At 66.6% G+C, this 26,614-nt stretch carries 29 protein-coding genes, 1 tRNA gene and 1 riboswitch; of the genes, 20 read left to right on the forward strand and 10 right to left on the reverse strand.

Annotation, left to right across the window (positions count from 1 at the left end):
• Window positions 1-13 precede the first annotated feature (13 nt).
• Window positions 14-1,420 (reverse strand): D-alanyl-D-alanine carboxypeptidase/D-alanyl-D-alanine-endopeptidase, encoded by a 1,407-nt coding sequence (locus AB4Z47_RS09935; protein ID WP_441949778.1) that lies wholly within the window; start codon window positions 1,418-1,420, stop codon window positions 14-16.
• Between the two features lie 259 nt (window positions 1,421-1,679).
• Here AB4Z47_RS09935 and AB4Z47_RS09940 point away from each other — a divergent pair, with 259 nt between their 5' ends.
• Window positions 1,680-2,171, forward strand: a complete 492-nt coding sequence (locus AB4Z47_RS09940) for an inorganic diphosphatase (RefSeq protein WP_441949699.1) — start codon at window positions 1,680-1,682, stop codon at window positions 2,169-2,171.
• Window positions 2,172-2,333: 162 nt separating this feature from the next.
• Here AB4Z47_RS09940 and AB4Z47_RS09945 read toward each other — a convergent pair whose 3' ends face one another.
• Complete coding sequence (locus AB4Z47_RS09945) at window positions 2,334-3,155, reverse strand: crotonase/enoyl-CoA hydratase family protein (RefSeq protein WP_441949700.1); 822 nt, start codon at window positions 3,153-3,155, stop codon at window positions 2,334-2,336.
• Window positions 3,156-3,346: 191 nt separating this feature from the next.
• Here AB4Z47_RS09945 and AB4Z47_RS09950 point away from each other — a divergent pair, with 191 nt between their 5' ends.
• The 3 genes from AB4Z47_RS09950 to AB4Z47_RS09960 all read left to right on the forward strand — a co-directional run bounded on the left by AB4Z47_RS09950 (window position 3,347) and on the right by AB4Z47_RS09960 (window position 4,824).
• Window positions 3,347-3,667 (forward strand): 2-oxo-4-hydroxy-4-carboxy-5-ureidoimidazoline decarboxylase, encoded by a 321-nt coding sequence (locus AB4Z47_RS09950; protein WP_441949701.1) that lies wholly within the window; start codon window positions 3,347-3,349, stop codon window positions 3,665-3,667.
• 48 nt (window positions 3,668-3,715) lie between these two features.
• Window positions 3,716-4,192, forward strand: coding sequence for a YbaK/EbsC family protein (locus tag AB4Z47_RS09955; RefSeq protein ID WP_441949702.1), 477 nt, complete (start codon window positions 3,716-3,718; stop codon window positions 4,190-4,192).
• A gap of 80 nt (window positions 4,193-4,272) precedes the next feature.
• Complete coding sequence (locus AB4Z47_RS09960; RefSeq protein ID WP_441949703.1) at window positions 4,273-4,824, forward strand: flavin reductase family protein; 552 nt, start codon at window positions 4,273-4,275, stop codon at window positions 4,822-4,824.
• Between the two features lie 68 nt (window positions 4,825-4,892).
• On the opposite strand, the gene AB4Z47_RS09965 is transcribed toward AB4Z47_RS09960, so the two are convergent.
• On the reverse strand, window positions 4,893-5,459 hold the full coding sequence (locus AB4Z47_RS09965) for a Uma2 family endonuclease (protein WP_441949704.1): 567 nt from the start codon (window positions 5,457-5,459) through the stop codon (window positions 4,893-4,895).
• Between the two features lie 110 nt (window positions 5,460-5,569).
• Window positions 5,570-6,889 carry an aminotransferase class V-fold PLP-dependent enzyme gene (locus AB4Z47_RS09970; RefSeq protein ID WP_441949705.1) on the reverse strand — a complete coding sequence of 440 codons (1,320 nt, stop codon included), beginning with the start codon at window positions 6,887-6,889 and terminating at the stop codon, window positions 5,570-5,572.
• A 47-nt stretch (window positions 6,890-6,936) separates the two neighbouring features.
• A riboswitch (SAM riboswitch) is annotated at window positions 6,937-7,050 on the reverse strand.
• A 387-nt stretch (window positions 7,051-7,437) separates the two neighbouring features.
• On the opposite strand from AB4Z47_RS09970, the gene AB4Z47_RS09975 reads away from it, so the two are divergent.
• Together AB4Z47_RS09975 and AB4Z47_RS09980 are read left to right on the forward strand one after the other, a co-directional pair.
• Complete coding sequence (locus AB4Z47_RS09975) at window positions 7,438-11,352, forward strand: Pls/PosA family non-ribosomal peptide synthetase (protein ID WP_441949706.1); 3,915 nt, start codon at window positions 7,438-7,440, stop codon at window positions 11,350-11,352.
• Window positions 11,352-12,689, forward strand: a complete 1,338-nt coding sequence (locus AB4Z47_RS09980) for a M1 family metallopeptidase (protein ID WP_441949707.1) — start codon at window positions 11,352-11,354, stop codon at window positions 12,687-12,689. The genes AB4Z47_RS09975 and AB4Z47_RS09980 overlap by 1 nt, the downstream gene beginning before the upstream one ends.
• Window positions 12,690-12,697: 8 nt before the next feature.
• Here AB4Z47_RS09980 and AB4Z47_RS09985 read toward each other — a convergent pair whose 3' ends face one another.
• From AB4Z47_RS09985 to AB4Z47_RS09995, 3 genes are read right to left on the reverse strand one after another with little or no spacing between them, the layout of a single operon-like run.
• A complete protein-coding gene (locus AB4Z47_RS09985; protein WP_327111822.1) occupies window positions 12,698-12,886 on the reverse strand; it encodes a hypothetical protein in 189 nt (62 codons plus the stop codon).
• Between the two features lie 56 nt (window positions 12,887-12,942).
• Complete coding sequence (locus AB4Z47_RS09990; RefSeq protein ID WP_441949708.1) at window positions 12,943-13,065, reverse strand: hypothetical protein; 123 nt, start codon at window positions 13,063-13,065, stop codon at window positions 12,943-12,945.
• A gap of 8 nt (window positions 13,066-13,073) precedes the next feature.
• On the reverse strand, window positions 13,074-13,532 hold the full coding sequence (locus AB4Z47_RS09995; protein WP_441949709.1) for a DUF2752 domain-containing protein: 459 nt from the start codon (window positions 13,530-13,532) through the stop codon (window positions 13,074-13,076).
• Between the two features lie 414 nt (window positions 13,533-13,946).
• Here AB4Z47_RS09995 and AB4Z47_RS10000 point away from each other — a divergent pair, with 414 nt between their 5' ends.
• Together AB4Z47_RS10000 and AB4Z47_RS10005 are read left to right on the forward strand one after the other, a co-directional pair.
• Window positions 13,947-14,999: an alpha/beta fold hydrolase gene (locus AB4Z47_RS10000; RefSeq protein ID WP_441949710.1), complete on the forward strand. Its 1,053-nt coding sequence runs from the start codon at window positions 13,947-13,949 to the stop codon at window positions 14,997-14,999.
• A 1,156-nt stretch (window positions 15,000-16,155) separates the two neighbouring features.
• Window positions 16,156-16,971, forward strand: coding sequence for a hypothetical protein (locus tag AB4Z47_RS10005; protein WP_441949712.1), 816 nt, complete (start codon window positions 16,156-16,158; stop codon window positions 16,969-16,971).
• Between the two features lie 65 nt (window positions 16,972-17,036).
• Here AB4Z47_RS10005 and AB4Z47_RS10010 read toward each other — a convergent pair whose 3' ends face one another.
• On the reverse strand, window positions 17,037-17,723 hold the full coding sequence (locus AB4Z47_RS10010) for a GntR family transcriptional regulator (protein WP_441949713.1): 687 nt from the start codon (window positions 17,721-17,723) through the stop codon (window positions 17,037-17,039).
• A 209-nt stretch (window positions 17,724-17,932) separates the two neighbouring features.
• Here AB4Z47_RS10010 and AB4Z47_RS10015 point away from each other — a divergent pair, with 209 nt between their 5' ends.
• The 12 genes from AB4Z47_RS10015 (at window position 17,933) to AB4Z47_RS10070 (ending at window position 25,242) form a co-directional block, all read left to right on the forward strand.
• On the forward strand, window positions 17,933-18,373 hold the full coding sequence (locus tag AB4Z47_RS10015) for a hypothetical protein (protein WP_441949714.1): 441 nt from the start codon (window positions 17,933-17,935) through the stop codon (window positions 18,371-18,373).
• Between the two features lie 14 nt (window positions 18,374-18,387).
• Window positions 18,388-18,642 (forward strand): hypothetical protein, encoded by a 255-nt coding sequence (locus AB4Z47_RS10020; protein ID WP_441949716.1) that lies wholly within the window; start codon window positions 18,388-18,390, stop codon window positions 18,640-18,642.
• A 2-nt stretch (window positions 18,643-18,644) separates the two neighbouring features.
• On the forward strand, window positions 18,645-19,247 hold the full coding sequence (locus AB4Z47_RS10025) for a DUF2637 domain-containing protein (protein ID WP_441949718.1): 603 nt from the start codon (window positions 18,645-18,647) through the stop codon (window positions 19,245-19,247).
• A 3-nt stretch (window positions 19,248-19,250) separates the two neighbouring features.
• On the forward strand, window positions 19,251-19,574 hold the full coding sequence (locus tag AB4Z47_RS10030) for a hypothetical protein (protein ID WP_441949719.1): 324 nt from the start codon (window positions 19,251-19,253) through the stop codon (window positions 19,572-19,574).
• The gene (locus AB4Z47_RS10035) at window positions 19,571-20,845 is read left to right on the forward strand and encodes an FtsK/SpoIIIE domain-containing protein (RefSeq protein ID WP_441949720.1); all 1,275 of its coding nucleotides are present in this window, start codon (window positions 19,571-19,573) and stop codon (window positions 20,843-20,845) included. Before AB4Z47_RS10030 ends, AB4Z47_RS10035 begins: the two co-directional genes overlap by 4 nt.
• Window positions 20,842-21,165 (forward strand): hypothetical protein, encoded by a 324-nt coding sequence (locus AB4Z47_RS10040; protein ID WP_441949721.1) that lies wholly within the window; start codon window positions 20,842-20,844, stop codon window positions 21,163-21,165. Before AB4Z47_RS10035 ends, AB4Z47_RS10040 begins: the two co-directional genes overlap by 4 nt.
• On the forward strand, window positions 21,162-21,344 hold the full coding sequence (locus tag AB4Z47_RS10045; protein WP_441949723.1) for a hypothetical protein: 183 nt from the start codon (window positions 21,162-21,164) through the stop codon (window positions 21,342-21,344). Before AB4Z47_RS10040 ends, AB4Z47_RS10045 begins: the two co-directional genes overlap by 4 nt.
• Window positions 21,341-21,649, forward strand: coding sequence for a hypothetical protein (locus AB4Z47_RS10050; RefSeq protein ID WP_441949724.1), 309 nt, complete (start codon window positions 21,341-21,343; stop codon window positions 21,647-21,649). The genes AB4Z47_RS10045 and AB4Z47_RS10050 overlap by 4 nt, the downstream gene beginning before the upstream one ends.
• Window positions 21,646-22,008 (forward strand): hypothetical protein, encoded by a 363-nt coding sequence (locus AB4Z47_RS10055; protein ID WP_441949726.1) that lies wholly within the window; start codon window positions 21,646-21,648, stop codon window positions 22,006-22,008. The genes AB4Z47_RS10050 and AB4Z47_RS10055 overlap by 4 nt, the downstream gene beginning before the upstream one ends.
• Window positions 22,009-22,107: 99 nt before the next feature.
• Window positions 22,108-23,823 carry a replication initiator gene (locus tag AB4Z47_RS10060; protein WP_441949727.1) on the forward strand — a complete coding sequence of 572 codons (1,716 nt, stop codon included), beginning with the start codon at window positions 22,108-22,110 and terminating at the stop codon, window positions 23,821-23,823.
• A gap of 13 nt (window positions 23,824-23,836) precedes the next feature.
• Complete coding sequence (locus AB4Z47_RS10065) at window positions 23,837-24,016, forward strand: excisionase (RefSeq protein ID WP_441949728.1); 180 nt, start codon at window positions 23,837-23,839, stop codon at window positions 24,014-24,016.
• Window positions 24,013-25,242 (forward strand): tyrosine-type recombinase/integrase, encoded by a 1,230-nt coding sequence (locus tag AB4Z47_RS10070; RefSeq protein ID WP_441949729.1) that lies wholly within the window; start codon window positions 24,013-24,015, stop codon window positions 25,240-25,242. The genes AB4Z47_RS10065 and AB4Z47_RS10070 overlap by 4 nt, the downstream gene beginning before the upstream one ends.
• 14 nt (window positions 25,243-25,256) lie before the next feature.
• Here the strand turns inward: AB4Z47_RS10070 and AB4Z47_RS10075 are convergent.
• Window positions 25,257-25,332: transfer RNA gene (locus tag AB4Z47_RS10075), tRNA-Thr, on the reverse strand.
• 62 nt (window positions 25,333-25,394) lie between these two features.
• On the reverse strand, window positions 25,395-26,594 hold the full coding sequence (locus AB4Z47_RS10080) for a DNA polymerase III subunit delta' (RefSeq protein ID WP_441949779.1): 1,200 nt from the start codon (window positions 26,592-26,594) through the stop codon (window positions 25,395-25,397).
• Between the last annotated feature and the right edge of the window lie 20 nt (window positions 26,595-26,614).

Here is a 26,614-nt window from a genome sequence, read left to right on the forward strand (position 1 = left end):
GAGCATCCACCCGTCACGAGCATCCACAGTTACGCAGTGTGCCTGCGATCGCGTCCAATGCGGGCCTGCTCACCTCCGGCGGTCGATCGTTCGACATCAGAGCGAACGTGAGCACCCGCCCATCCGCGTCCAGCACATACCCGACCAACGCGCTGGACACCGACAGAGTTCCGGTCTTGGCGCGCACCCAGCCCGCACCATTGCGGTCCCGGGAGACATATCGGCTGGTCAGCGACCCGGTGGCACCCGCGATCGGCAGGTCGTCAAGCAGCGGAGCCAATGTGGCCGCCAGACGGTCGTTCTCGGGCCTTGCCTTGGTGCCGGTCGGCTGCACCGCGGTGGCACCGTTCTGCTTGGCCGCGGTCGCGATGATCCGGTCGAGCAGCCGCGCGGGGATCCGATCGTCGACCGACAGCCCGCTGTTGTCGTGCATGCCCAGGCCGGTCAGGTCGAAACCGGCCTCGCTCAGCGCTGCGTTCACCGCCGCGACCGCGCCGCCGAAGGAGGCCTCACGGCCGGTCGCCGTCGCGATCTCCCGTCCGATCGCCTCCGCGAGCACGTTGTCGGAGTAGACCATCGTGTCGCGCAGCCGGTCGCGCAGCGGAGCCGATCGCACACTTGCGATCTCGGCCGCGCCCGCGGGCGCGGTCGCCACTCGGACCCGGGCCGGATCGAGCCCGAGTTCGACGGCCAGCCGCCGCCCGGCGTCCAGCGCGGGTGTCGCAGTGCGCGGCGAGTACTCCACGAGCGGTTGCAGGCGACCTCCGTCGATCATCACCGACTCCATCGGAGCGATCGACCCCCCGCCGATGTCGAGCGGGTCCCATCCCTGCGCCATGGTCTGGCCCGCATAGGCGGAGGTGTCGACGAGGACCGTGTCCACCGAGCGACCCGAGGACCTGATCTGCGCCACCAAGTCGGACAGTCGCGGGCCGTTCGGGTAGTAGCCCTTGCCATCCGGCTCCGCGGTGAGCGTCGGATCACCGCTGCCGACCAGCACCAGCTCGTTCTGTGCCGAACCGGCAACCACCCGGGTGGTGACCCGGTGCTCGGCGGGCAAAGTGAGCAGCGCGGCCGCTGTGGTGAGGATCTTCGCGGTCGACGAGGGGATCATCGGCTTGTTTGCATCACCGCTCCACACCACGGTCGCGCTGTCGGCATCGGTCACCTGGCCCGCGAACGCGCCGAGGTCCGGATTGCCGATCACCGACGTCAGCGCGGCCGCGATTCCTGCGGGACTCGGCGCGGGCGCGTTCGAGCGAGCGGGGCTGACCTGCGGAAACGACTTGACCGGCGCGGGTGGCGCCGCGATGGTCAGCCCACCGTGGCGGAACTCGTCGGTCCACGGCTTCAGCGCGAGCAGCGCTCCTACGCCGCCGCCGAGCAGCACTGCCAGTAGGGTCGCGACCCCGATCCACATGTTCCGTCGCCGCCGGGCGGCCAGCCCACCGACGTTCTTGTTCCGACCAGACACGTCGCCGACGCTCTCCTGACTGAAGTCCGCGGCAGCCGCCTGCCGCACCCATGTCCCCGCCGATCACACTATCCTCGTTGCGCAACCGTTCCCCCGAACAACCTGGCGAGTCGGCACACTCCACAGCGGCCGGGTCGCCGGGTCGACAGCCGCCGAAGAGAAGCCGAGTCGTCGGACTCGGCACAGACGCACCGAAGGAGATGGCGTGGAGTTCGACGTCACGATCGAGATCCCCAAAGGTTCCCGGAACAAGTACGAGGTCGATCACGAGACCGGACGGGTCCGGCTCGACCGATTCCTGTACACGTCCATGGTCTACCCCGCCGACTACGGCTACATCGAGAACACCCTGGGCGAGGACGGTGACCCGCTGGACGCGCTGGTCCTGCTGCCCGACTCGGTGTTTCCCGGAGTGATCGTCGAGGCCCGGCCGGTCGCGATGTACAAGATGATCGATGAGGCGGGCGGTGACGACAAGATCCTGTGCGTGCCCGCAGGCGACCCCCGCTGGGACCATATCCAGGACCTGAAGGACGTCCCGGAGTTCGAGCTGACCGCGATCAAGCACTTCTTCGAGCGCTACAAGGACCTCGAGCCGGGCAAGTTCGTCAAGGGCTCGGAATGGGTGGGCCGCGCTGAGGCCGAGGCCGAGGTCGAGGCGTCGATTCAACGGCTGAAAGACAACGGCGGACACTGAACGGCCGAACGACCTGAGCGGGGGGTACGGCATGTCCGGACTCCCCGCTCGGTGGTTTCCGGTAAACACACCGGACAGGCGAAAAGAGGCACCCGGATGCCGGATGCCCCTTCTCAGTGAGAGATGGCGATATCCGGACTGGGGTAAGCGTGGGAAACGGCTCTACTTGCCCTTGAATTCGGGCGCGCGCTTCTCGAACACGGCCTTGACCGCCTCGGCGAGGTCCTCGGAGGGCAGGAATGCGGCGTTCCAGGCCGAGACGTAGCGCAGGCCCGCGGCGACCTCGTCCTTGCGCCGCTGATCCAGCACGTCCTTGGCGCCCTGCACCACCAGTGGCGGGTTCGCGGCGATCTCGCGCGCCGTGGCGTGCGCCGCGTCCAGCACCGCTTCCTGGTCCGGGAAAACGTCGTTGACCAGGCCGATCTTCTCCGCGCGGGCGGCATCGATGTCCTTGGCGGTGTAGGCGAGTTCGCGCAGGTGCCCCTCGCCGATGATGCCGGGCAGCCGGTGCAGCGACCCGATGTCGGCGACTATCGCGACCTTGGCCTCCCGCAAGCTGAACCTGGCGTCCGCACTTGCGTAGCGGATGTCGACGGCCGCGATCAGGTCCAGCCCGCCACCGATGCACCAGCCGGACACCGCGGCGATCACCGGCTTGCGGCAGTCCGCCACTGCGGTGACCGACGCCTGCATCGTGCGCACCTCGTGCAGGAAGTCGGTGCGTGGCGCGGCCAGGACCCGGTCGGCCATCAGAGGTCCGAACGTGCCGCTCATCGCGGCCAAGTCGAGCCCGTAGGAGAAGTGCTTACCCGAACCGGTCAGCACAATGGCACGGACCTCCGGGTCGGCGTCCAGCGCCTGGAAGATCTCCGGCAGCTCACGCCAGAAATCCGGGCCCATCGTGTTGCCCTTGCCGGGACCGGTGAGCGTCACCTGTGCGACGTGGTCCTTCGTTTCGACGGTGAAAGCCTGCCAATCTGTCATTCGTACAGCGTATCGAGGCGTCCGAGGACCCGTCTCCCGGCTAGCGGAACGTCCGTTGTACGGGACTCGATAGGAAACCGCGGAGCGTGTAAATCCTGTGCAAATTCGCAGCGACACACTGGGGGGCGGTTTGCGGGAAGACGGATCATGGTCGAGTCAGCAAATCGCAGTCATCGGGTTCGGAGGCGCCCATGCTGATGCATCAGGGAATCGGCCTCGACCGGTTCAACGAAATGTCACCCAGCCGCGCGGTTCACGCGCTGTACGAGTGCTGCAGCAATGTCACGTGGGCGGCGACGCTGACCGACGCACGCCCCTACGCGGACCGGGACGCGCTGTTGACCAAGGCGGATGTCGAACTGCTCGCGCTATCCCAGCAGGATATCGATCGTGCCTTCGAAGCGGTTGTGCACGAACAGGTCTCGGAGCGGAGTCTGTCCGAACTCGCGCGGGTCACCCGCGAGCGGATCGCGGGAATGCTCGGTCCGATCGAGGGCTACCCGGAGTACTGATCGAATTTCAACTCGGCGTACCGCCCGCAATCGCTCTAACCTGGTGGCATGCGCAGGTCGTCATTGCCGCCGGTCGCGTGCCGGGTCTCGGACACCCTCATCGCCCGTGGGCATCACGGCCTCATCGTCACCCAGCCGGCGCCGACGCATACCGCCGCGGACGCCGCGCGGGCGCTCGGCGTCGACGTGGGTGCCATCACGAAATCGTTAGTGTTCCTGCTCGACGACGATCCGGTGCTGCTGCTGGTCTCGGGCGCTCACCAGGTCGATCTGTCGAACACCGGCGCGCGACTCGAGGGAACGCTGACGCGCGCGCCCGCCGACCTGGTACGTGAGGTCACCGGACAGCCGATCGGCGGTGTCGCGCCGGTCGGCCACCCGACCAACCTGCCTACCTGGGTGGACAGCGCACTGTCCCGGCATCGCGAAGTCTGGGCCGCGGCCGGGCACCCGAACACCATTTTCCGCACGTCGTTCCCCGAGTTGGTGCGGATCACCGCGGGCCTTCCGATCGACGTCGATTGAGTCGCGAGCAGTGGCACCGCACACCGGACCGCCATGCGATGGGCCACCCGCTCGCGACGGCGGGGGCGTAGTTTCGTCATGTGACCGAAGCGCCACGGCCCGACGCCGAGTTCGAGATCCCCGATGATCTGAGCGGCATCACCGCCGAGCAATACCGCGCCTCCATGCGCCACTATCCAGCGGGGGTCACCGTGGTCACGCTCTCCGCGCCGAAGGGGCCCGTCGGCTTCACCGCGACCTCGTTCGCCTCGCTGTCGCTGGAACCCCCGCTGGTCTCCTTCAATATCGCGCACACCTCCTCCAGCCTGTCCGCACTGCTGGAAGCCGAGTCCGTGGTCATCCACTTCCTCGGCGAACACCAGCAGCATCTGGCCCACCGCTTCTCCAGGAGTGCCGAGGAACGCTTCACCGATCGCTCCCTGTGGACCACCCTCGACACCGGCGAACCGGTCCTGCACGGCACCCCGATCTGGCTGCGCACCGTCGTGCAACAACTCATTCCGATCGGCGACCACACGTTCGTGGTGGGCCTGGTCACCCGGGTCCACGACAACACCAACGAGAAACCCGCCGCCGCCCCACTTCTGTACTACGACGGACGCTATTACCGGCCGTCATCGCTGGGCGACTGACGGGCAGTGCGGCTACCCAACCCGCGGTCGCACTCGCACGACCATTTCCGGATCAGTGCGTGTGCTGCTCAGCCGCCGTCCAGCGCGGCGAAGTCGAGGTCGAGCGGGAACGGGTCGGTCAGACGGAGAACATCCTGATGTGTTCCGGCCAGTCGGTAACTGCGACTGGCCCAATCCAGGCGGTACTCCTGAATGATCTTCACCTTCCGATCGGCGGCCAGGTGCACGATCAGGTAGATCGGGATTCCTTCGTTCGCGTACTCCGCGCACTTGTCCACGGTGTCGGTGTACTCGGATCCTGGCGAGACGACCTCGGCCACCAGCAGCACGTCCGCTGTAGTCAACTCCCGGTCGTCATCGATGCACCGGTGCAGCGCCACATACGGTCGGCGAAACGAGAAACCGGGGCTCGCCGGGCGGCTCCGGACGTAGTGCATCTCGAAATACGTTACGACACCGGTGCACGGCTGATCCGGGCCCGCCTGTTCCAAGGCGTTCGCCAGCCGCCGGGCCACGTTGTTGTGTTGGAATGTTCCACTGCGGCAGAAGATCACGTGACCGTCGACCACCTCGATCTGCCGCTGGATGTCCTCCGGAAGCGCCGCGTAGCCCTCCCTCGGTGATGAGAAGGGCACCGGGGTCGGTGGCCCAGGCAGGCAGTGTGCTCATAGGTCCACCTCGTGGTCGGGTACCGGATACGCCGATAGTATCCGGCGGCCCCGTTCGGATCGGGGAACCGCAGCCTTCACCCGATGAGGCAGGGGGCAGCGCCCGTGGGGGCGGCCGAGGTGAAGGGGCGGGTTTCGGGGGTGGGATTCCACAGGCCGTTGGTGGCGGCGTAATCCCAGGTGGGGCCGGTGCGGACGAGGGTGGCGACGGCCTCGACGAGGCGTTCCACGTCGGCGGAGGTGGTGCCGAGGCCGATGCTGGCCCGAAGGGCGCCATCCAGACCGAGACGGGCGAGCAGCGGGTGAGCGCAGAAACGGCCGTCGCGGACGCCGATGCCGTGTTCGGCGGAGAGATAGGCGGCGACCTGGCCGGGGATGAAACCGTCCAGCGTGAAAGCGACGATGCCGACGGTATCGGGACTGTCGGTCCAGATGCGGAGCAAGCGCACACCGGGAATGGCGGCCAAGCCGTCGCGGAGGCGGTCGGCGAGTCGGTGTTCGTGCGCGGCAAGAGTTTCGGCGTCGATTGCACAGAGCGCGTCACAGGCGGCGGCCAGCGCGGCGGCGCCGAGCACATTCGGCGACCCGGCCTCGTGCCGCTGTGGAGCCGGGGCCCACTCAGCCCGCGTGGTGCTCACCTCCCGCACCGCCCCGCCGCCCGCCAAATACGGCTGGGCCGCGTCCAGCCAGTCGCGGCGGCCGACGAGCACGCCCGCACCGAACGGCGCGTACAGCTTGTGCCCGGAGAAGGCCAGGTAGTCGATGCCCGTCTCGCGCAAGCTGATTCGCCGGTGCGGCGCCAATTGCGCAGCGTCCACCAGGATCCGGGCGCCGCACTGGTGCGCGATGGTGGCCAGCCGTTCCAGCGGAAGCACTTCACCGGTCACGTTCGACGCGCCGGTCACCGCGAGCAACGCGGCCGGTCTACTGCACAGCTCGGCGACCAGCGTGCCGATGGTCTCCTCGACGGTATCGGCGGCCGCTACGACGCGCCGACCGTTCCTGGCCCACGGCAGGAAGTTGGCGTGGTGCTCGATGTCGAGCACCACCGTCTCGCCGGGCACGCAGGAGGCCAGCAGGTTCAGCGAGTCGGTGGTGTTGCGGGTGAACACGGCCACCTGGTCGTCGGCGGCGTCGAGGAACCGGGTGACCGAGCCGCGCGCGGCCTCGTAGCACTCGGTGGAGATCCGGGAGGCGTAACCCGCACCGCGGTGCACGCTCGCATAGAACGGCAGCAGCTGCTGTACCCGGTCGATGACCTGCGCCAATGCGGGCGCGCTCGCCGCGTAGTCGAAGTTGGCGTAGGTGGTCGTCCCACCCTGCACGAGCGGCACTCGGAGGTCGTCGCCGGAGACCCGGGCGAGGGCGGCACAGGTGTTGTCGACAGCAGTGGTCATCACGTAAATCCCGTCGGTTCAGGGACCCGCAATCGAATGGCTCGTCGAGTCCGCGCTTGCCGCGCCCGGTCGGGCGTCGGCCGTGTCGTCACCCGGAGCACCCCACCGCGGAGGAGGGTTGCCGACCAGCAAGCCGGGGCTTGACGCTGGTACTCATGACCTGATCCGAGATTGGCAGACACAAACCGGAACTGTCAACCTGGCCCCCCGGAACGTGCCACGGGCGCCGCTCGCGGCAGCAACCGTGACGGGGGATCCGGTCGGCGTCGAGGTGAGACCACCGACCGGCGGCCAGCAATCATCTAGCGAACTCTCCGCACATGCCGGCGACCAGGCGCTGCCGTGCCACAAACCGGGAAAATAGACCAGAACTGCAACAACCCGCACAGCACCGGCCGGCCCCCGCGGACCGGTTCGGTGAACAACGAACGACAACAACCCGGGTACCGTGGACGATTGGCCAGCGTGGCGTTTGCCCTTTGGTAACCCAACTATGACACAACTACCGGAAGTGCGAGGCCAGTTCGATGGGAGGTGCGCAGAGCACCATGCTCCAGCCCCAGGTTGACGCGACGACAAGCCCGCTGCTGCGAGGCGGCCATGCCCCCCAGGCCCGCACGCTCGTCGACATCATGACGGCCACCGCACTCACCCACCCCGACGCCCCCGCCATCGACGACGGCCAGGTGGTGCTCTCCTACCTGGAGCTCGTGGTCGAGATCGAAAAGACCATGGCCCGGCTCGCCACGGCGGGCGTGCGATCCGGCGACCGGGTCGGTGTACGTCTGCCGTCGGGCACGCGCGGGCTCTATGTCACCATCCTCGCCGTCTTGTACGCCGGCGCCGCCTATGTGCCGGTCGACGCCGACGACCCCGACGAGCGCGCCCAGCTGGTATTCGGCGAAGCCCAGGTCACCGCGATCGTGACCGCCGAAGGAATCGAGACCACGGCCGCAGGCATCCGTGCGGCCGAGCGGGACACGCGCGACGACAACTGGTCCACGCTGCCCACCCCCGACGACGACGCCTGGATCATCTTCACCTCCGGCTCCACCGGAACACCGAAAGGCGTTGCCGTCACACACCGCAATGCCGCCGCCTTCGTCGACGCCGAAGCCGACCTGTTCCTGCGCGACGCCCCGATCGGTCCCGGCGATCGGGTCCTCGCGGGTCTCTCGGTAGCCTTCGACGCGTCCTGCGAGGAAATGTGGCTGGCCTGGCATAACGGCGCCTGTCTCGTCCCCGCCCCGCGCGATCTGGTGCGCACCGGCGCCGATCTCGGTCCCTGGCTGGTGCGGCGCGAGATCAGCATCGTCTCGACCGTGCCGACCCTGGCGGCGACCTGGCCGGTCGAGGCATTGGAGGCGGTACGCCTGCTGATCTTCGGCGGCGAGGCCGTGCCGCCGGAACTCGCCGAACGTCTTACCGGAAACGGTGATTCGAATCGCGAAGTATGGAATACCTACGGGCCCACCGAGGCGACGGTCGTCGCCTGCGCCGCGCTGCTGAATGGCCAATGGCCGATCCGGATCGGGCTTCCGCTCAACGGCTGGGACCTCATCGTGGTGGACCAGGCGGGAAACCCGGTGGCAGAGGGCGAATCCGGCGAACTGGTCATCGGCGGCGTCGGCCTCGCGCGCTATCTCGACCCGACCAAAGACGCCGAGAAGTACGCCCCGCTGCCCTCGGTCGGCTGGGACCGCGCCTACCGCAGCGGCGACCTGGTCCGCAACGACAGCACCGGGTTGGTCTTCCTGGGCCGGGCCGATGATCAGATCAAGCTCGGCGGTCGCCGCATCGAGCTCGGCGAGATCGACAACGCGCTCCAGCATCTTCCCGGGGTCACGGGTGCCGCCGCCGCGATCCGAACCACCGAGGCGGGCAACAAGATCCTGGTCGGCTACCTGACCGGTACGGCGCAGAACTTCGACGCCAAAGCCGCGAGAGCCACTCTCACCGAACAACTTCCAGCTCCGCTGGTCCCCAGACTCGCGGTGGTCGACGAGCTACCCACCCGCACCTCCGGCAAGGTCGACCGCGACGCGCTGCCCTGGCCGCTGCCCAACTCCGCCGACGACGATGATGACAACGACCTGACCGGCACCGCGCAATGGGTTGCCGGACTGTGGAATTCGATTCTCGGTGCGCAGGTCGGCGATCTCGGCGCCGACTTCTTCGACCTGGGCGGCGGCTCACTCGCGGCGGCGCAGCTGGTCACGGCCCTGCGCGAGCGGTATCCGCAGATCGCCGTCGCCGACCTCTACGACCATCCCCGCCTGGGCTCCCTGGTGGAACTGCTCGAACAGACCACGCCCGCGGTCGCCGTCGCGGACCGGGTGGTGCGCCCGACGCCGCTGCCTGCCCAAGCGGCGCAGGTAGTCGCCACCATCCCGCTGACCACTCTGACCGGCCTGCAGTGGCTCACCTGGCTCGCGATCGTCGGCAATATCGCGGGCTGGTCCGGCTCGCTGCCGTGGTTACCGCATCTGTCCTGGTGGTGGACGCTGGCCGCATTTCTGCTGTTCATCTCCCCGCCCGGCCGCATGGCGATCTGCGTGGCCGGCGCCAGACTACTGCTGCGCGGCGTCCGACCGGGCCGCTATCCGCGGGGCGGCTCGGTGCACCTGCGCCTGTGGGCGGCGGTCCGGCTGTCGGAGGCCAGCGGCGCCGAGAACCTCTCCGGCGCGCCGTGGATGGTGCCGTTCGCGCGTGCGCTCGGCGCGAGGATCGGCAAGGGCGTCGACCTGCACACACTTCCTCCGGTCACCGGCATGCTCGAACTCGGCGACGGGTGCAGCGTGGAACCGGAGGTCGACCTGTCGGGGTACTGGATCGACGGCGACGCGGTACATCTCGGCCCGATCACCATCGGTCCCGGCGCGGTCGTCGGTTCTCGCTCGATCCTGTTGCCCGGCACTAAAATCGGGAAGAACGCCGAGATCGCACCCGGCTCCGCGGTGTCGGGGAAGGTGAAGGCCGAGCAGGAGTGGGCGGGCTCGCCTGCCGTGAAAATCGGCAAGGCCCAGCACCGCTGGCCGCAACACACGCCGGGCCGGGCGCGGCATTGGGTCGGCGTCTTCGGCGTCACGTCGGTCGTACTGGCCGCTGTGCCCATCCTCGGCCTCGGCGCGGGCGGCGCGTTCATCGCCTGGTTCATCCGCGACACCCGCACGTTGATGGGCGGTGCGGGCCGCGCCTTCGCGATCCTGCCGGTCGCGACCCTGCTCAGCCTCGGCGTGTACGCGGCGGCGACCATCATCGCCGTCCGCATGCTCAGCATCGGCCTGACCGAGGGCTATCACCCGGTGCGCAGCCGGGTCGGCTGGCAGGCCTGGGCCACCGAGCGGCTGCTGGATTCCGCGCGCACCTTCTTGTTCCCGCTGTACGCGAGCCTGCTCACCCCGCTGTGGCTGCGCCTGCTCGGCGCGAAGATCGGCAAAAGCGTCGAGGTATCCACGGTGCTGCTGCTGCCGAAGTTCACCACCGTCGCCGACGGTGCGTTCCTCGCCGACGACACCATGATCGCCGGCTATGAACTCGGTGGCGGCTGGCTCCGCATCGGCGAGGCCAAAGTTGGCAAGCGCGCGTTCCTCGGCAACTCCGGCATGACGGCACCGGGCCGCCGCGTCCCGAAGAACGGCTTGGTCGCGGTGCTGTCGGCAGCGCCGTCCAAGGCCAAGGCCGGCTCGTCCTGGTTGGGCAGCCCACCTGTCCGGCTGCGGCGCGCGGCGGAGAGCACCGACACCGCGCGCACCTTCGACCCGCCTGCACGATTGCGCGTCGCTCGCGGGATCATCGAAACTTGCCGCTTGATTCCGGTCCTGGCGACCTTCGCCATCGGCCTCGGCGTGTTGTTCACCCTCGCGTGGCTCGCGGAAACCTACGGCCACCTAGCCGCGGGGCTGCTCAGCGGACTCGTGCTGCTCGGCGCCGGCGCGGCCGCAGGGGTGAGCGCAGTGGTCGCCAAATGGTTGCTGGTCGGGCGGATTTGCGCCGAGGAGCATCCGCTGTGGAGTTCGTTCGTGTGGCGCAACGAGGTCTCCGACACTTTCGTGGAAACCGTTGCCGCGCCGTGGTTCGCGCGCGCGGCGACCGGGACTCCCGTGCTGAACGTCTGGCTTCGCGGCCTCGGCGCGACGATCGGCCGCGGGGTATGGTGCGAGTCCTACTGGCTACCGGAGGCGGACCTGGTGACTCTCGGCGACGGCGCGACCGTGGAACGAGGCTGCGTGGTACAGACCCACCTGTTCCACGATCGAATCATGGCCATGGACACCGTCGCCCTCGGTGCGGGCGCCACCCTCGGCCCGCACTGCGTCGCGCTGCCCGCGTCCGCCCTCGGCGATGGCGCGACAATCGGTCCGGCCTCCCTGGTCATGCGCGGCGACACAGTGCCGGCCTCGACGCGCTGGTGGGGCAACCCGATCGCGCCCTGGTTCACGGGCGACCCAGGAGCGCGGTGATGCCGGGCAAGTTCTACGAGCCCCCCATCGACGAGTACCTACCGCAGAACGGCAATCGGGGCTATCGGGTATCGCGGTACGAACTCGAGCTGGTCTACAAAGTGTCCAGCAACCGGCTGACCGGCCGCGCCGCGATCATCGCGGTAACCACCGCCGTGCGCCCGCGGTTCGCGCTCGACCTTTCCCAGGCACTCACCGTCTCGAAAGTGCTCGTGAACGGGACCAAAGCCGTGAAATTCACCCACCAGCACGGCAAATTGGTGATCACGCCGCCGGAGCGGATTCCGGCGGGCGGCGTGCTGTCGCTGGTGGTGCAGTACAGCGGCACCCCGAAACCGGTGCGCGGACCGTGGGGGGAGGTCGGCTGGGAGGAACTCGCCGAGGGCGCGCTCGTGGCGAGCCAACCCAACGGCGCCGCTTCCTGGTTTCCCTGTGACGACCACCCGAGTTCCAAAGCGAGCTACCGGATTTCGATCACCACGGACTCGCCGTACTACGCCCTGGCCAACGGCACCCTGCTGCGCAAGCAGACCAAGGCAAGCCAGACCACCTGGGTGTACGAGCAATCCGAGCCGATGTCGAGCTACCTTGCGACTATCCAGATCGGCCGTTATCGCAAGCATCGCATCGGTGCCTCACACGGCCCGGTGCCGATGCAGGCCGTAGTCCCGCCTCGGCTGCGCGCCAACTTCGAGCACGACTTCGCCCGTCAGCCGCGCATGTTGGAGGTCTTCACCGACAAGTTCGGCCCCTATCCGTTCGAGGGGTACACGGTGGTGGTCACCGACGACGAGCTGGAAATCCCGATCGAGGCGCAGGGCATCTCCATCTTCGGCGCCAACCACTGCGACGGCCGCCGAGGCGCCGAACGGCTGGTCGCGCACGAGCTGGCCCACCAGTGGTTCGGCAACAGCCTGACCATCCGGCAGTGGCGCGACATCTGGCTGCACGAAGGCTTCGCATGTTACGCGGAGTGGATCTGGTCGGAGGAGGCAGGCGGGCCGACCGCAGACCAGATGGCACGAGCCGCGCGACACAACCTGTCACGTGAGCCGCAGGACATCGTGGTCGGCGACCCAGGGCCGCAGCGGATGTTCGATGACCGGGTGTACAAGCGTGGCGCACTGACCCTGCACGCGGTGCGGCTCGAACTCGGCGACACGACATTCTTCGAACTGCTGCGGGAATGGACACTCCGCTACCGCCACTCCTCGGTGACCGCGGAGGAGTTCACCGACCTGGCCGGACACTACAGCCTGGTGCCGCTGCGCCCGCTCTGGGACACCTGGCTGCTCGCCGAACCACTGCCCCAGCTACCGCCGTACGGCGGTATGTAGCGGCCTGATCAGAACACCAGGTAGCGCCCGGCGAGCTCTTCGACGAGCGGGTCGTCGTCGGCGACGTTCGCCAGCGCGTCGAGATCGGTTTCGACGGAGATCTGCCGCGGGTCGTCATGCTCCATGTCCGGGGGGCCGTCCTCTTCGAGCTGGCGCAGCAACTTCGCCCGCACCCGGTCTTTCAGTGAATCACTCATAATCCCAGTTTGCCCGGCCCACGCCAGGAGAATCGCCCTGGCCTCGACGAATTCCGTCAGTGGTCGTCGGAGTCGTCGCGCTCGGACCGGCGCAACACCTGCCGGGCCATCGGGATGACGGCGGCCAGCGACCCGAGCAGCAGCACCAGCGAAAAGACCTGGAAAAGTAGTGAATTCACGCCTACACCTAGACCGGTGTGAACAGGGTCCCCCACGGTGTATTGCGCAGCACGGTGTAGACCGCCAGCAGTGCGAAGAATGACCACATCGTGACGCGGCTGATCGAGGGCAGTCGCATCCGCTGACCGCGCCAGGCCCGGATGGTCCAGTCCCCCACCCACAGCACGAACGCGAGGATCAGTGGAATCGCCAGCAGGTTGCTGTGCAGCGCGTCCAGCACCTGCCCATCGGTAAGGTTGTGCACGGCGCGCATGCCGCCACAGCCCGGGCAGTACCAACCGGTCAGCGCATACACCGGGCAGGTGCCGTACGAGCCTTCGACGTGTGGATCCCGTAGGTGCAGCAGTACGCCGGCACCCACGCCGACGCTCGCCACCAGCAGCGGAACCGCTACGCCGCGCCGACCCCACCTCGGCTGCGTCGTCGAGTCCGCCGCGGGCCCGGGGACAGTCTGCGCGATATCCACAGGATCAACCGTAACCGCGGTTCAGTCCGTGCCGCTACAGCGCAGGAGTACTTCACGGCTCAGCGCTCCACGCGCACCGGCTGGTGTCCGAAAGCCGCGCCCGCGCGCCGATTTCGCTCGGGCCCCAGTGCGCTACCCGGCTGCGCGAACCTCAATACGTTGCCGGATGGATCGGACCGTGCGAATCCCGGGGCCCAGCCGGACCGGGCAGCCCGGATCGGCATAGCGTTAGCTCTTGCCCGCCGGCTCGGACGAGTTCCCGCACGGCCGGTGTCTTCTTTCCGGCAAAAAGCTTTGGCCGGACGGAATTCGGGGTACTCCACGACACAAGCCAGGAATTCCGCCATTGCGTGCTAGCAGTAGCAAGCACTTTGCTTGCGTTGTACTGTGGCGGTGGACACAAAGGAGTGCTCGATGCTGGTGAAGTCGATGAGGACGCTGGCGGACGCGCGCAATGGTGCGCTGACCGCCGCTTACCGTGCTGGACTGCGATCTCGCACCTACCGGACCGCGTCACTGAATCCCCCTACCGCTCCGTGTGCGGTCATCCCGGTCACCACGAAGGACGGCGCCCGCCTGCGAGTGCACGCCTACGGCCCCGCGGACGGCGACGTCCTCGTCCTGATCCACGGCTGGAGCTGCAGCATCGAGTACTGGAATCCCCAGATCAACGCCTTCGCCGACCGGTATCGCGTGATCTGCTACGACCAGCGCGGCCACGGCGAGAGCCAGCTCGGCGCAGTCATGCCCGGCAAAGAGACACTGGCCGACGACCTGTCGTCCGTCCTGGACGCCACGCTCCGCCCCGGGCAGCGCGCGGTGCTCGCGGGCCACAGCATGGGCGGAATCACCCTGCAGGCGTGGGCTGATCGCTATCCCGAGCAGGTCCGCCAGCGGGCCGCCGCGGTCGTTCTGTTGAACACCTCCCCGGGTAACATCCGCTACGACACCGACCTGCTCCCGCTGCTGAACAAGCCGCTGACCCTGGCGAACCGGCCGGTCACGGTGCTCGGCGCCAGCGTACGCATGCCGAGTATCGTCGCCGAGACCCTCCTCACCGCCCCGGTACCACTGCCCGGCGGCTGGCCCGCGGCCGCTTTGCTCAAGTCGCGCGTGATGTCCAAGAACGCGACCGTGGACGAGGTGGTGTTCGCGCTCGGCATCGTGCGTTCCTGTCGCCCGCTCACCCGCGGCCGGCATGCCGCCGCGCTCGCCGACATGGATCTCACCGGCGCCACCGCTCACCTCACCGTGCCCACCACGGTGATCGCGGGCGCGCACGACCGTCTGCTGCCGGAGCGGATGTCGCGCCGCATCGCCGATGTCCTCGCCGACACCGGCCAGTTGGCCGCGTATCACGTGTGGCCCACCGGCCACCTGGGCAACATCGAGGCAGCCGACCGCTTCAACGAGGAATTGGCGAGCATCGCCGAACGCGCCCACGTACGCTCCGCCGCCGCGGGCTGACCTCGAAAACGTTCTCCTGGGCCGGTCAACGGGCCCACCCGATTTCCCACCCGACAACGCCCCGCCCGGCCTGCTCACCCGTATCCGAATCCAAAAGGTCGGTGGCATCGGCCATGGGCGTCCTGACAACTGATCGACGGGAATCCCGAGCTCCACGCGGACTCGCATACCGGCAGGCGACTTGCCAAGCTTGTCGGTATGCGTGGCGTAACCGAACCGCAACGTGTGGCATACGACGAAGAGCCTCGCGATGCCCAGCAGACGCGTGTCACTCAACAGGTGTTCGCGCAACCACAGAGACGTTATTCGTGGAGCCGCCTGGGGGAATCGAACCCCCGACCTTTTCATTACGAGTCGAAAAACTCGTGTCCGCTGGCGGTCTGCTGACGTTCGTACCCCTACGTGAAGTGGCGAAATGCTTCCGTGGGGGTCTTGTCATGTCCGGGGTCGTATGGGCGAGTTGTGACAACGGTGTGACACCTCCACACCCCGGTGACTTCCCTTCCCCTGCTTCCTCATACTGGCCATCCCTGAGCGGAGGGAGGGCGTGTCAAGGGCGCTCTTTCCCTTGACTCGTCCGAGTGAGGTCAGACAATTGGGCCATGAGGAGGCAGGGGTCTACGCGACCATAGCCACTCCCCCCGACCGCAGATTCCGTTCAGCAATTCTGCTCGAGGTGGGATCGGGCCTCGTCTGCTGCTCGAGGTGGATCGGACAGAGTGCCGGCCTTTTCGGCTGACTGGTGACGGTTCGGTGACCGCCTACGCGGGTTCGGCAGGCTGGTTCTATGAGGCAAGCGAGCGAAGCTCGTGCGGCAGCACCGTATGAGAGTGTCGGTGTGATGGTGGCCGTCGATCGGGCAGAGTGCCGGCCGATTTGGGCTCGGTGACCCGTTCAGCAATTCGCTGCTGGGCTCACGTCGTGCCACGTCCACAGCTCGGATCGATGCTGTAGCGAGCAATCAAGAGTCCGGGTGACTGCCGATAGCGCGTGGGGGCCGCCGACGCGCCGGGCTCCCGCCAGCGCAGCCAGGGTGCCCGTTGCGCGGCGGCGGCGCGCACGCGCCGCCGCAGGCGCCTTGACTCTATATAGCGAAATTCAGCAACAACCCGCGAAGGTGACGCGGCCACGGACAATTGAGCCCATGACGGGACTTGTGCTGACTGAGGAGCGCCGTGCAGAACTGGCAGTGCTCCTGAACGACGATGCGAAGCTAGACGCCATGTATCCGCACGTGGCGGACTACCTCGACACGGTGATGCGGCTCCCTGGTACCGGCGATCCGGACGCCGACGCATCGTTCGACCTACGGGTCGTCCACTACCTCACCGGTGGTGAGTCAAGCTCCGGCAATCCGTACTGGGACATCATCGAACCGGCGATATCGCGCGAAGACTCGGGCCGTCGGGTTGTAGGGCCGAAGACTGGAAGCGCACGACTCGCCTACGCGGAGACCGTTCTACAGGCCGCGTACGCCTACGCCATCCCGTCGCCGGAAACCCTGGCGTGGATGAAGGACTTCAGCGCTGGCAGGACAATTTTGGAGCTTGGAGCTGGGCGCGGATACTGGGCGGCTCAACTCGCGCGCCAGGGCGTACCTGTCGCGGCCTACGATTCGGAGCCTCCGCAGGTCACACAGAACCCGTCGTTTCCTGTGACTCACGGGCAACAAGCGGTCTGGTATCCGGTGGGCGACCTGGCTGCCTACGCTGCCGCCGATCTAGCCGAGTCGGTCTTGTTCCTGTGTTGGCCTCCGGGGTGGGGTGCGCCGATGGCTTCACGGGCAGTAGTCGAGTTTGCGCAGGCAGGGGGCAAGCAAGTCGTTTATGTCGGAGAGCCGCAAGGAGGAAAGACCGGTGATGACGCCTTCTTCGAGCTCTTGCGGGACCACTGGGAACTGGCGGCCGAAGACACCGAGTATGTGGCCTGGGCAGGGAATTGCGACATCGCGCAGGGATGGGTAGTGCGGTAGGCATTGCGACATAAAAGGGCCCGGCCACCTGTGTAGACGGTGACCGGGCCCTTTCATGACCAAGATCAGGTTGCGCGCGACTGCTCGGGCTCCAACGACATGCGGAACACGAACGCGTCGTAGCGATCGCGCGGGTACGAGACGTAGGAGACCATCAGCACCTGTTCGTCTGCTGCGATGAACCGCTGCACTACCGACTTCACCAAAGCTCCTGGCGTAGTCCGAAGCCATTCAGCGTGCATCTCGGTCGGCAGCGCATCCGAGATGGTTTCTTCGAGGAATGTCGCGTCGGTGGTTCCCTCGACGCCGAGGGGCTGGTAGCTGTCTGAAATCGAGATCGGACGGCCGCCCTCGCTCGCTCGGACGACCTCATGGGAGACACGCTCCCCGGGCTTGACGCCCAGGACGGCCGCGACGGCATCACTGACGGGCACCTCCTGCTTGTGCCGATCCACCGCTACGTCCTGGTCGGATTCCCGAGCGAAGGTGTCTTCGGGATCCTCGAGCTGCCGTTCGGGCGCGACTCGCACAAGGTTCGGACGGTCAGCGACGAACGTTCCTCGCCGACGTTGGGTCCTGACCAGTCCCTGCCTAGTCAGCAAGTCGATAGCCGACCGGATGACGATGTCCGAAACGTTGTAGCGCGCGGTCAGTTCGGCGTAGCTCGGTAACTGCGTCCCCGGCCGTAGTGCGCCGCTGCGGATTTCACGGGCGAACTCGCCTGCGATGGAAACGTATGCCGGTTCAGACATGTAATCGATCCTTTCGATTCTGATGCGCTCGAAATCTCAGTATACGCAACTCCGTATACGCAATGGTAGCGCTCACATACGCCACCTTCGGCTATCCGCCAGCGTACAACTACGTATACGAAAGGCTTGTGCGTATACGAAGTTGCGTATACGATGATTGGAGTAGGGCGAACAACCACCGCGCTCACCTCACACAGGAGTTGATTCCAATGGCACTCAAGGACATGTGGCTTTCTACCGACTTCCGTACCGCGTTCCCGATGGGGGTGTTTTTGCTCGGCAGCATCGAGGCTGTCACCGAGTTCAACCAGGATCGCAGCGCGCCGAAGCGTCACCAGCTCGATTTCGATCGGGACGGTAACGGCACCGGCAAGCGTTTGTGGAAGGCCACGATCATGGACCCCACGGGCGGGAAAGCGGCACAGGCCAGCTTCGATGTCGTGTTCGTCTCTGATCACCAGCCGGTCCCCGCGACGCCGGAGATCTCGCCCGGCATCCGCCCGATCGAGCTGGAGGGGTTGATGCTCAAGCCGCGAGTCGTCGGTAACGGTGAGTTCAAGTCGATCGGCTGGAACATTCGGGCGACCGGCATCGTCGGTGACAACTCGGGCGCGAAGGTCAACCAGTCCGCTGCCACGAAGGCTGCGTGATCGCCATGTCACACATGAGCGTGCGAGTCGGCCTCTGCGCCTCGATGACGGTGGAGTATCACCCGCCCCGTGACAGTGAGCACGGCTTCACGATTCCGGCCTCGGTGTGGGTCTGCCTGGACAGCGAACAGTCCGGCGGATCGACGGTGTTCCTCGACATCGAGCATGTTCGTCAGCTCGCCGAGGTGTTGCCGGGGCTGCTGATGGCCCATGATGCCGCCGAGCACGCCGCCGCTGAGCAGTCTGCCGCGATCGCTGAGGCTGCGTAGCGATGGACACGGCGGATCAGCAGTCCAAGGGGATGGCGTGGGCTCGCTGGTCCGCCGTTCTCGTTGTCGTGGTCATCGGTGTTGCCGCGTTCGTGTTGTCGTTCGCGGCGTTGCAGGACCTCGCAGTCAAAGCCCACACTCCCGAACGGTTGGCGTGGCTGTTCCCCGTGATTGTGGACGGCACCATCATTCAGGCCACCATCGCTGTGTTGGCGTTGGCCGATAGCGACGGCCGTAAGTGGTTCGAGTGTGTCCTGGTTGCCGGGGCTGCGGTCTCGATCGGCGGCAACATCGCTCACGCTCTGGTGTCTGGTCATGGTGTCGGCGCTGCGGTGCTCGCAGTGATCGCTCCGGCTGCTCTGCTGATCGACACGCACGGCCTGGCGGTGCTGCTGCGCACTCACCGGCCTGTTCCGGTCGAACCGGGCGAGCCTGCAACCGATTCCGCACCTGCGGCGACCTCGACCCAACCTCGGACCGTAGACGGTGTGCTCGCCGAGTCCGAGACCGTCGAAGTTCCTGAACCGGTGCCAACCATCCACCCCATTCCTGCGCGCCCGGCTGCCCCGCTGCTGCCCGTCGCGGTCCCACTCGCTGTTTCTTGAAAGGTGCTGACAAATCATGAGTTCCACGACCATGGCAAGCCTGCCGCTGCTGGGGGTGGCGTGATGTTCTTGCGTGAGATGTTCGGCTTCCCGCCGCCGCCTGTGCGGATGGAGACCGGTTACGACCCGGATCAGGACGTGGTTTTCCTGAAGGTGGGCCGCAAAGGGGTTGCGCTGTCACCGCGAGAAGTGTCCTGGCTGATCGAGGATCTGCTGGATTCCGTGGATGAGCAGGCCCGGAGTGCCGCGTCTGCGGAGCCGGCGAGCCCGAAACCCGAGCCCGGCGCGGCCGGTCCCTACTTCCGGAAAGGCGTTGATCGATCATGAGTTTGGCAGACACGTTGCCCCCGCTGGCCGCGATCGCTGGTGGTGTGGGCATGGCAGCTCGGCTGGCGTATTGGTCGCGGTGCAAGCCTGCGGCTCGTGCGGAGACGGTCGCTGATTGGGTGGCTGCGGCACCGATGGAGTTGAAGACTTCGGTCTTGGTGTTCTGCGATCGCCAACAGGAATTGATGTTGTGGCGTGAGCTGGGTCTCGGCTCGATCGATGACGGTTTTCCCACGGTTCTGGATGTCGAGTACACCGCCTACGGGCTGGATGTGGACGTGCAGATGCGCGGCGGCCACAAACTGTCCGACTGGACAGAGCCGAACACCCTGGACGCGTTCGCCCAGTACATCGGTGTTCCCGAGGTCACCGCGCTGTCATCGTCTCCCGGATTCATCCGCGTCCAGGTCAGAGCGCACGACACTCTCGCTGCCGCGTGGCCGGTGCCAGTGGAAGTCCCTGACCATGTGGATTTGGAGGCGGTCACGGCGGGCGTGTTCGAGGACGGCCAGAGCTGGAGTGTCCCGATCCAGGGCCGTCACGTCCTGATCGCTGGCGGTATGGGTTCGGGCAAGTCGAGTCTGTTGTGGTCGTTGGTCAACGGGATGGGGCCGGCGATCCGTTCCGGGCGGGTGGATCTGCGGGTGATCGACCCGAAAGGCGGCATGGAACTGGGGTTCCTGCAACCACTGTGCACCCGGTTCGCCTGCACCGGCGAAGAGGAAATGGTCGGGCTGCTCGAGGAGACCGTCACCGATCTTCAGGAGGCCACCCAACGGTATCGGGGCAAGGTCCGCAAACCCGTTCCGACGCCGCAGAACCCCCTCGTCGTCACGATCATCGACGAGGCCGCGACACTGTCGGCGTTCTCTACCCAGAAGATGCAGCAACGTTTCGAACGCGCTCATGGTCTGCTGCTGTCGCAGGGGCGGGCACCTTTGTATTCGGTGATCGAGACGGTGATCGATCCGTCGAAAGAGAATGTGCCGCAAAGGCAGTTGCTTCCGTACCGGGTCGGTATGCGCATGGACGAAGCCGCCCAGGTCGCCATGATCCACGGTCAAGGCGCCCGTAACCGTGGCTCCTATTGCGACCGTATCCCGCACTCGACACCGGGTGTGTGCTTCGTGCAGGAGGACGGTAAGGCCGGTTTCCGGCGGGCTCGGGCGTTCATGGTCACCGACGCCGATGTAGACCGGATCGTCGCGCAGTACAAGCCGGTCCCCCGCCCGGTCGACCTGGCCGATTTCGCCCCGCAGCGTGCGGCATGAGGACCGGGTTCGTCACCGAGGTGCACGTGGTCATCTACTGCGACATCTGTGGCGACAGCTACACCGAGAACACCGGTGAAGCCATCTGCTTCGACACAGTCAACCAAGCCGCCGGCTACCTCAACGCCCGATCTGCTGGGGTCGGCTGGGTCTATGACGGCGACAAGGTCGTCTGCGACGGCTGCCAAGCCCTGGCCCGCTGCGCCGAAACCGGCCACACCTTCCCCGACCGCCGTGTCCCCGTGCGGCTGCCCGGCAAAACCACCCATCCCCGCACCTGCATCGTGTGCGGCATCTGCGAAAACGAGGTCCTGTCATGAACACCAACCACACCGTTCGCCACGACGACAACGTCATCGACCTGCAAGCCCGGCGTCGCTGCCAGCTGCAAGCCCGTGGCCTCGACCCGGTAACGGTCGCAGTTCACGTGCTCGCTGAAACCGGGACACTCCCGGCCTGGGGCGCCGATGACTACGACGGCGGGGACTGGGCGGCATGAACAGCCACGAGTCTTCACACGGCTATTGGAAGCCGCAGCGGGGCATGGACTTTCACCGGGTGCTGGTCTCCGCTGATCGTGGGCATCTGCGCGAAACGTGCGAGGTCTTCGCCAACTACCTTCCCGACGCCACACAGAATCGGCACATCCAGGTCACCCTGCACAAGGAACACAACTTCGCCGCTGTGCTGCATCTGGCCATGACCGTAAACGATGCCAACGCGGTAGTTGGTGTGCTGCAAGCGGTGATCCGGCAGGCGACAGGCGGCGAGCACGCACTACCCGAGAAAGGGACGCCGAAATGATCCGGTCGATCCTCTCCCCGGTCCGTGTCCGCTACCTCGCCTGGTTCCGCTACCGGCGGCGTTGGACCCGCCTCATGACCGCCGCCCGCCTCACCCTCACCACCGACGGCACCACCCGTGTCCCGCGTTTGTTGTCGGTGCGTGTCGGTGAGGCCACCGACCGGGTTCGGGTGCGGATGCTCGACGGACATTGCCCCGCCGACTACGAAAACCGCACCACCCACCTCGCCACCACCTTCGGCGCCCACCACTGCGACGCCGCAATCGTCGGCCCCGGAACGGTGGAAATCGTCTTGTATCACCCAGATTCGATCAGCACACCCGATGCCCTACCGAGCGACCTGGAAGACGTTGCCTGATCGACACGCTCGGCGGAGGCCGGACCCGGAGGACACCAGCCTCCGATCCGGCCTCCAGCCCATTCACACCCGAAACACGAAGAAGGGGGACAACACGTTATGGCCACACCGATCATCGGCATCGCCCCCAACCGGGAAACCGCCGCCGACCGACGCGCGATGCCCGACATCAACGACATCGCCGAACACGCCGCCGAAAAGGAAGGCGTCTGCGCTCGTGTCATCCCGATGCGGGCATTCGACCCGATCACCTCCCGCACCTCCTACGTCGGCGCCCCCTGCAAGTCCACCAACGCGACAACCTGCCCAGCCTGCGCTAAAGCCAACCGGTATTTGCGTATGACGCAGCTGCGTGAGGGCTGGTGCGCCGACCACGAACCCGCCGACGACAAGACCGAACCGACGCCAGCACAGCAGGACGTATTAGGTGCTCGCGCGCAGCTTTTCACCGACTACCACGACGCTCGCCGCGACGGTGATCACGAACTCGCGGACGCGATCAAAGCGTTGGTGGCCGACATCGATGTCGAGCTGCGTGAACTCGGCGTGCGTGGCCGCCTCCCAGCCCTGGACGAGAAACCCCGCCGGAAAGCCAAGTCGACTCGCCGCCGTGACGACCTGCCCGACCTGCCTCGTAAGAAGGTCAACAAGGGTCTCACCGTGGGTACTGCGTACGCGGACGGCAAGTATCGGCCCTCGACGTTCTTCACCCTCACCCTCGACTCCTACGGGCATATCAACCGTGTCCGCGACCCCGAGACCGGCAAGATGGTCTCCGACGGTTCCCCGCGTGACCCCGAGAGCTACGACTACACCCGCCAAGCCCGCGACACGATCCACCTCGCCCGGTTGTTCGACCGGTGGATGCAGAACCTGCGCCGGGCGGTCGGCTGGAACGTGCAGTACTGGGCGTCTGTCGAACCACAGAAGCGCGGCGCCCCGCACCTGCACATCGCTATCCGCGGCTCGATCCCATCCCAGCTGCTGTACCAGGTCACCGCGGCGACCTTCCGCAACATCTGGTGGCCACACTTCGACACCCCCGTGTACACGGACGCGAATATGCCGGTCTGGGACTACACCGCCGGCACGTTCGTGGATCTGCGTACCCACAAGCCACTCACCTACTGGGATGACGCCCTGGCGGTAATGGATTCCGTCGACGACGTGGAGCCGGCTCACACGCTCAAATTCGGTGGTCAGTCCAAAGCGGTGCAGATCCTCGGCGGCAGCGAGGAAATGGACACCAAGGTCCGCTACCTGACCAAGTACCTCACCAAGTCCATCGGCGAAGTCCTCGACCCTGGCTCGCGGCGAGTAGCTGAGCACTACGACCGGCTGCACGCGGAGCTGCAAAACACCCCGTGCTCGCCGCGCTGTGGTGTGTGGCTGCGCTACGGCATCGTCCCCAAGGGCGCCACCGAGAAGACCCAGCCGGGCAAGTGCAAAGGCAACGCACACCGCCGCGACACCCTCGGCCTGCCCGGTCGGCGCTGCTTGAACTCCGGCAAGTGGTCGGGCAAAACAATCCCCGACCACAAGGCCGACCGCCTCGACTTCGTCCGCCAGGAGCTCGCCCGCGTCGGCATCCTCACCCCCGACACCTCGCACCTACGGATCACACCAGTCGGGCCCGGCGACAAGGACGCACCGCCTCGTTCACATCTGGTCATGGCGCTGGTGGCTGCCCGGATCAACCAACGCGCCCAATACACCAACGCCCGCCTCGCCATGAGCGAAGGACCACCAGGCGACAACCCGGAAATCGGTGCACCGCAATGCTTTTCAATCGTTCAGCAATCCGCAGCAGCATAGGGAGGAACCCGTCATGTCCAAGCTTCTCAACGAGACGGAAGTCCGCAAGCTGATCCCGATCGGGCACAGCAAATACTACGAGCTGATCGGCTCCGGTGTACTGCGCTCGGTCAAGATCGGCCGGCGCCGCTTCGTCACCGAACAGGCCGTCACCGACTACATCGCCGGTCTCGATCAGGCTGCCGCAGCATGACCAGGCGACAGCTTCCACCGCAGATCGAGAAGATCACCCTGAAGAGTGGAGCAATCCGGTATCAGGTGACCGCTGAAGCCGGGACGGACCCGGAGACTGGAAAGCGGCGGCAGACGAAGAAGCGCTATCGCACTGAGAAGGAAGCCCGCGACGCTCTGGCCGATACGTCGATGGCTGTTCGGCGGGGTACCTACGTGCCGAACTCGACGTTGACGGTGGAGCAGGCGTGCGAGGACTGGCTGGCAGGTAAGCGGGTCCGTGGGACGACTGCTACGAACTACAAGAACGCGCTGCAACCCATCCGCGACCGGTATGGCGACGAGGCAGTACAGAAGCTGTCGAAACGGCACCTAGACGACCTCGTGACCGACCTTCTCGCTGGGACTGCAAAGAAGGCCAACGGGCAGAACAGGCGACCATGGAAACCGGAGACGGCCAATGCCACCCTGGACCGGTTCGAGGCCGTGCTGGAATCGCTGATCGCGGAGGGCAAGCTGGTCCGCAACGTTGCCGCGCTAGTCGACAGGGTGCCAACCGGCCCGAAGAAGCGGCACGACACCTACTCCGAGGCCGAAGTACGCAAGGTCTTGGCGGTCGCGGCCAACGATCGCAACCGTCACGCCTGGCACCTGGCGCTGTCGGGGCTGCGCCGTGGTGAGATCGGCGGACTGCGGTGGTCGGATATTGACTTTCACGCCGGACGGTTGATCATCGCCAACAATCGCGTATCGGTGAACGGCAAGGCCGAAGAGTACGACCCGAAGTCTGAGGACTCGGGCCGGAAACTACCGCTGACGCCGACGCTGACGGCAGAACTGCGGGCAGCACGCAAGCGGCAGGCAGTTGAGAAGCTGGCACTCGGTGACGCATACGGACCCGGAACGCATGTCGTGGTCAATGAGGCGGGCGCGTCGTACCACCCGGATACCCTGACGGACTACTGGGAGAAGATCACCAAGGCGGCCGAGGTGCGCCGGATTCGACTGCATGACGCTCGCCATACCTGCGGAACCCTGATGCACCTGCAGGGCGTGCCGATTGCGGTGATTTCGGAGTGGCTGGGGCACGCTGACAGCGCGTTCACGATGCGCACCTACGTGCACTCTCAGGATGATGCTCTGGTCTCGGCAGCGGGAACCTTGGAGGCCCTTGTGGCAAAGCGTGACAAGAACGGTGCTGCGCCGACTCGCAAGAAGCGTCGGAAGGGTCGAAAAGCGGCTGGTTAGGACCACTTTCCGAGTGGAGCCGCCTGGGGGAATCGAACCCCCGACCTTTTCATTACGAGTGAAGCGCTCTACCGACTGAGCTAAGGCGGCGTGCCTTTCGGCCACGCGAGTCTATCGTCTCCGGCCCGGATCGCGAAAACGGGTGGTCACGGTCATTGGGCCGCGATCAGGGCGGCGGCCATGGCGGCGAGGGCGAAGCGGGGTTTGACGTTCAGGTCGAGGGCTTCGCGGCAACCGAGGACGGCCTCGATGGAGCTGAGCAGGCCTTCGGGGCGCACCCGCGAGGCGAGGTCATGGATCTGGTCGGACAGGTCCGGATGGGTGAGGGCGACGCCGGAACCGTTGCCCGCGGCGCCGAACCGGACGGCCAGCGCATCGCGGTAGACGCCCGCCACATCGATCAGAGCGCGGTCGAGGGCATCGCGTCCGGTGCGGGTGGCGCGGGATTTCTGCCGCCGCTCCAGGTCTTTGAGTACACCTGCGGACCCGCGGGTGGCACCGGCCGCGCCCTTGCCGGTGCCACCCGCGCCAAGCGCGGTGGCGAGCTCTTCGCGTTCGCGTTCGTCGCGGGTGGCGCTCATCTGCTTGGCCTCGTCGTCGGCCGCACGCACCAACTCGTCGGCGGCAGCATAAGCTGCGCCGGGCTTGCCGACCGCGGCAACCAGGGCCAACGCGCGCTGCCTTCGGGCGCGCGCTTCCTCGTCGGTGGCGAGCCGTCGGGCGCGACCGACATGTCCGCCGCTGATGGAGGCGGCCCAGGTCGCGGTCTTCTCATCCAGCTTGTCGCGCTCCTGGAGAACCCGCGCGATGGCGGGTACCGACGGCGTCACCAAGTGCACGTGCCTGCAGCGGGAACGCAGCGTCACGGAAATGTCCTCGGGATCAACCGACGGCGCGCACAGCAGGAACACCGTCCGGTTCGGCGGCTCCTCGACTACTTTCAACAGCACGTTGCCCGCGGCCTCGGTCAACCGGTCGCCGTCCTCGATGACGACCACCTGCCAGCGCCCCGTGCTCGGCCTGCGCGAGGCGACCTGCACGATCTCGCGCATCTCCTTGGTGCTGATACTCAGCCCCTCAGGCACCACTCGACGAACGTCGCCGTGCGTGCCTGCCATGGTCGTCGTGCAGGCGTGGCACCTGCCGCACCCAGGGGTGTCCGGGTCGGTGCACTGCAATGCGGCCGCGAAGCACAGCGCCGCAACAGATCTGCCCGATCCCGGAGGTCCGGTGAACAGCCACGAATGAGTCATCGCTCCCGCAACCACGCCCCCGCGAGCCGCGATCGCAGCGGCCGTCAGCTCGGACTCGACCGCATCCTGGCCGACCAACCGATCGAAGACACCCGCCACGTCGTACACCATAGCCGCCC

It is taken from the genome of Nocardia sp. 2TAF39 (assembly GCF_052114905.1).
In the GTDB taxonomy this organism is placed as follows: Bacteria; Actinomycetota; Actinomycetes; order Mycobacteriales; family Mycobacteriaceae; genus Nocardia.

Excerpts from the sequence above, each read along its gene's own strand:
- AB4Z47_RS09935 (WP_441949778.1), bottom strand. The coding sequence starts at position 1,420 with ATGTGGATCGGGGTCGCGACCCTACTGGCAGTGCTGCTCGGCGGCGGC.
- AB4Z47_RS09945 (WP_441949700.1), bottom strand. The coding sequence starts at position 3,155 with ATGACAGATTGGCAGGCTTTCACCGTCGAAACGAAGGACCACGTCGCA.
- AB4Z47_RS09950 (WP_441949701.1), top strand. The coding sequence starts at position 3,347 with ATGCTGATGCATCAGGGAATCGGCCTCGACCGGTTCAACGAAATGTCA.
- AB4Z47_RS09955 (WP_441949702.1), top strand. The coding sequence starts at position 3,716 with ATGCGCAGGTCGTCATTGCCGCCGGTCGCGTGCCGGGTCTCGGACACC.
- AB4Z47_RS09970 (WP_441949705.1), bottom strand. The coding sequence starts at position 6,889 with ATGACCACTGCTGTCGACAACACCTGTGCCGCCCTCGCCCGGGTCTCC.
- AB4Z47_RS09975 (WP_441949706.1), top strand. The coding sequence starts at position 7,438 with ATGCTCCAGCCCCAGGTTGACGCGACGACAAGCCCGCTGCTGCGAGGC.
- AB4Z47_RS09980 (WP_441949707.1), top strand. The coding sequence starts at position 11,352 with ATGCCGGGCAAGTTCTACGAGCCCCCCATCGACGAGTACCTACCGCAG.
- AB4Z47_RS09985 (WP_327111822.1), bottom strand. The coding sequence starts at position 12,886 with ATGAGTGATTCACTGAAAGACCGGGTGCGGGCGAAGTTGCTGCGCCAG.
- AB4Z47_RS10000 (WP_441949710.1), top strand. The coding sequence starts at position 13,947 with ATGCTGGTGAAGTCGATGAGGACGCTGGCGGACGCGCGCAATGGTGCG.
- AB4Z47_RS10010 (WP_441949713.1), bottom strand. The coding sequence starts at position 17,723 with ATGTCTGAACCGGCATACGTTTCCATCGCAGGCGAGTTCGCCCGTGAA.
- AB4Z47_RS10015 (WP_441949714.1), top strand. The coding sequence starts at position 17,933 with ATGGCACTCAAGGACATGTGGCTTTCTACCGACTTCCGTACCGCGTTC.
- AB4Z47_RS10020 (WP_441949716.1), top strand. The coding sequence starts at position 18,388 with ATGAGCGTGCGAGTCGGCCTCTGCGCCTCGATGACGGTGGAGTATCAC.
- AB4Z47_RS10025 (WP_441949718.1), top strand. The coding sequence starts at position 18,645 with ATGGACACGGCGGATCAGCAGTCCAAGGGGATGGCGTGGGCTCGCTGG.
- AB4Z47_RS10035 (WP_441949720.1), top strand. The coding sequence starts at position 19,571 with ATGAGTTTGGCAGACACGTTGCCCCCGCTGGCCGCGATCGCTGGTGGT.
- AB4Z47_RS10040 (WP_441949721.1), top strand. The coding sequence starts at position 20,842 with ATGAGGACCGGGTTCGTCACCGAGGTGCACGTGGTCATCTACTGCGAC.
- AB4Z47_RS10045 (WP_441949723.1), top strand. The coding sequence starts at position 21,162 with ATGAACACCAACCACACCGTTCGCCACGACGACAACGTCATCGACCTG.
- AB4Z47_RS10050 (WP_441949724.1), top strand. The coding sequence starts at position 21,341 with ATGAACAGCCACGAGTCTTCACACGGCTATTGGAAGCCGCAGCGGGGC.
- AB4Z47_RS10055 (WP_441949726.1), top strand. The coding sequence starts at position 21,646 with ATGATCCGGTCGATCCTCTCCCCGGTCCGTGTCCGCTACCTCGCCTGG.
- AB4Z47_RS10060 (WP_441949727.1), top strand. The coding sequence starts at position 22,108 with ATGGCCACACCGATCATCGGCATCGCCCCCAACCGGGAAACCGCCGCC.
- AB4Z47_RS10065 (WP_441949728.1), top strand. The coding sequence starts at position 23,837 with ATGTCCAAGCTTCTCAACGAGACGGAAGTCCGCAAGCTGATCCCGATC.
- AB4Z47_RS10070 (WP_441949729.1), top strand. The coding sequence starts at position 24,013 with ATGACCAGGCGACAGCTTCCACCGCAGATCGAGAAGATCACCCTGAAG.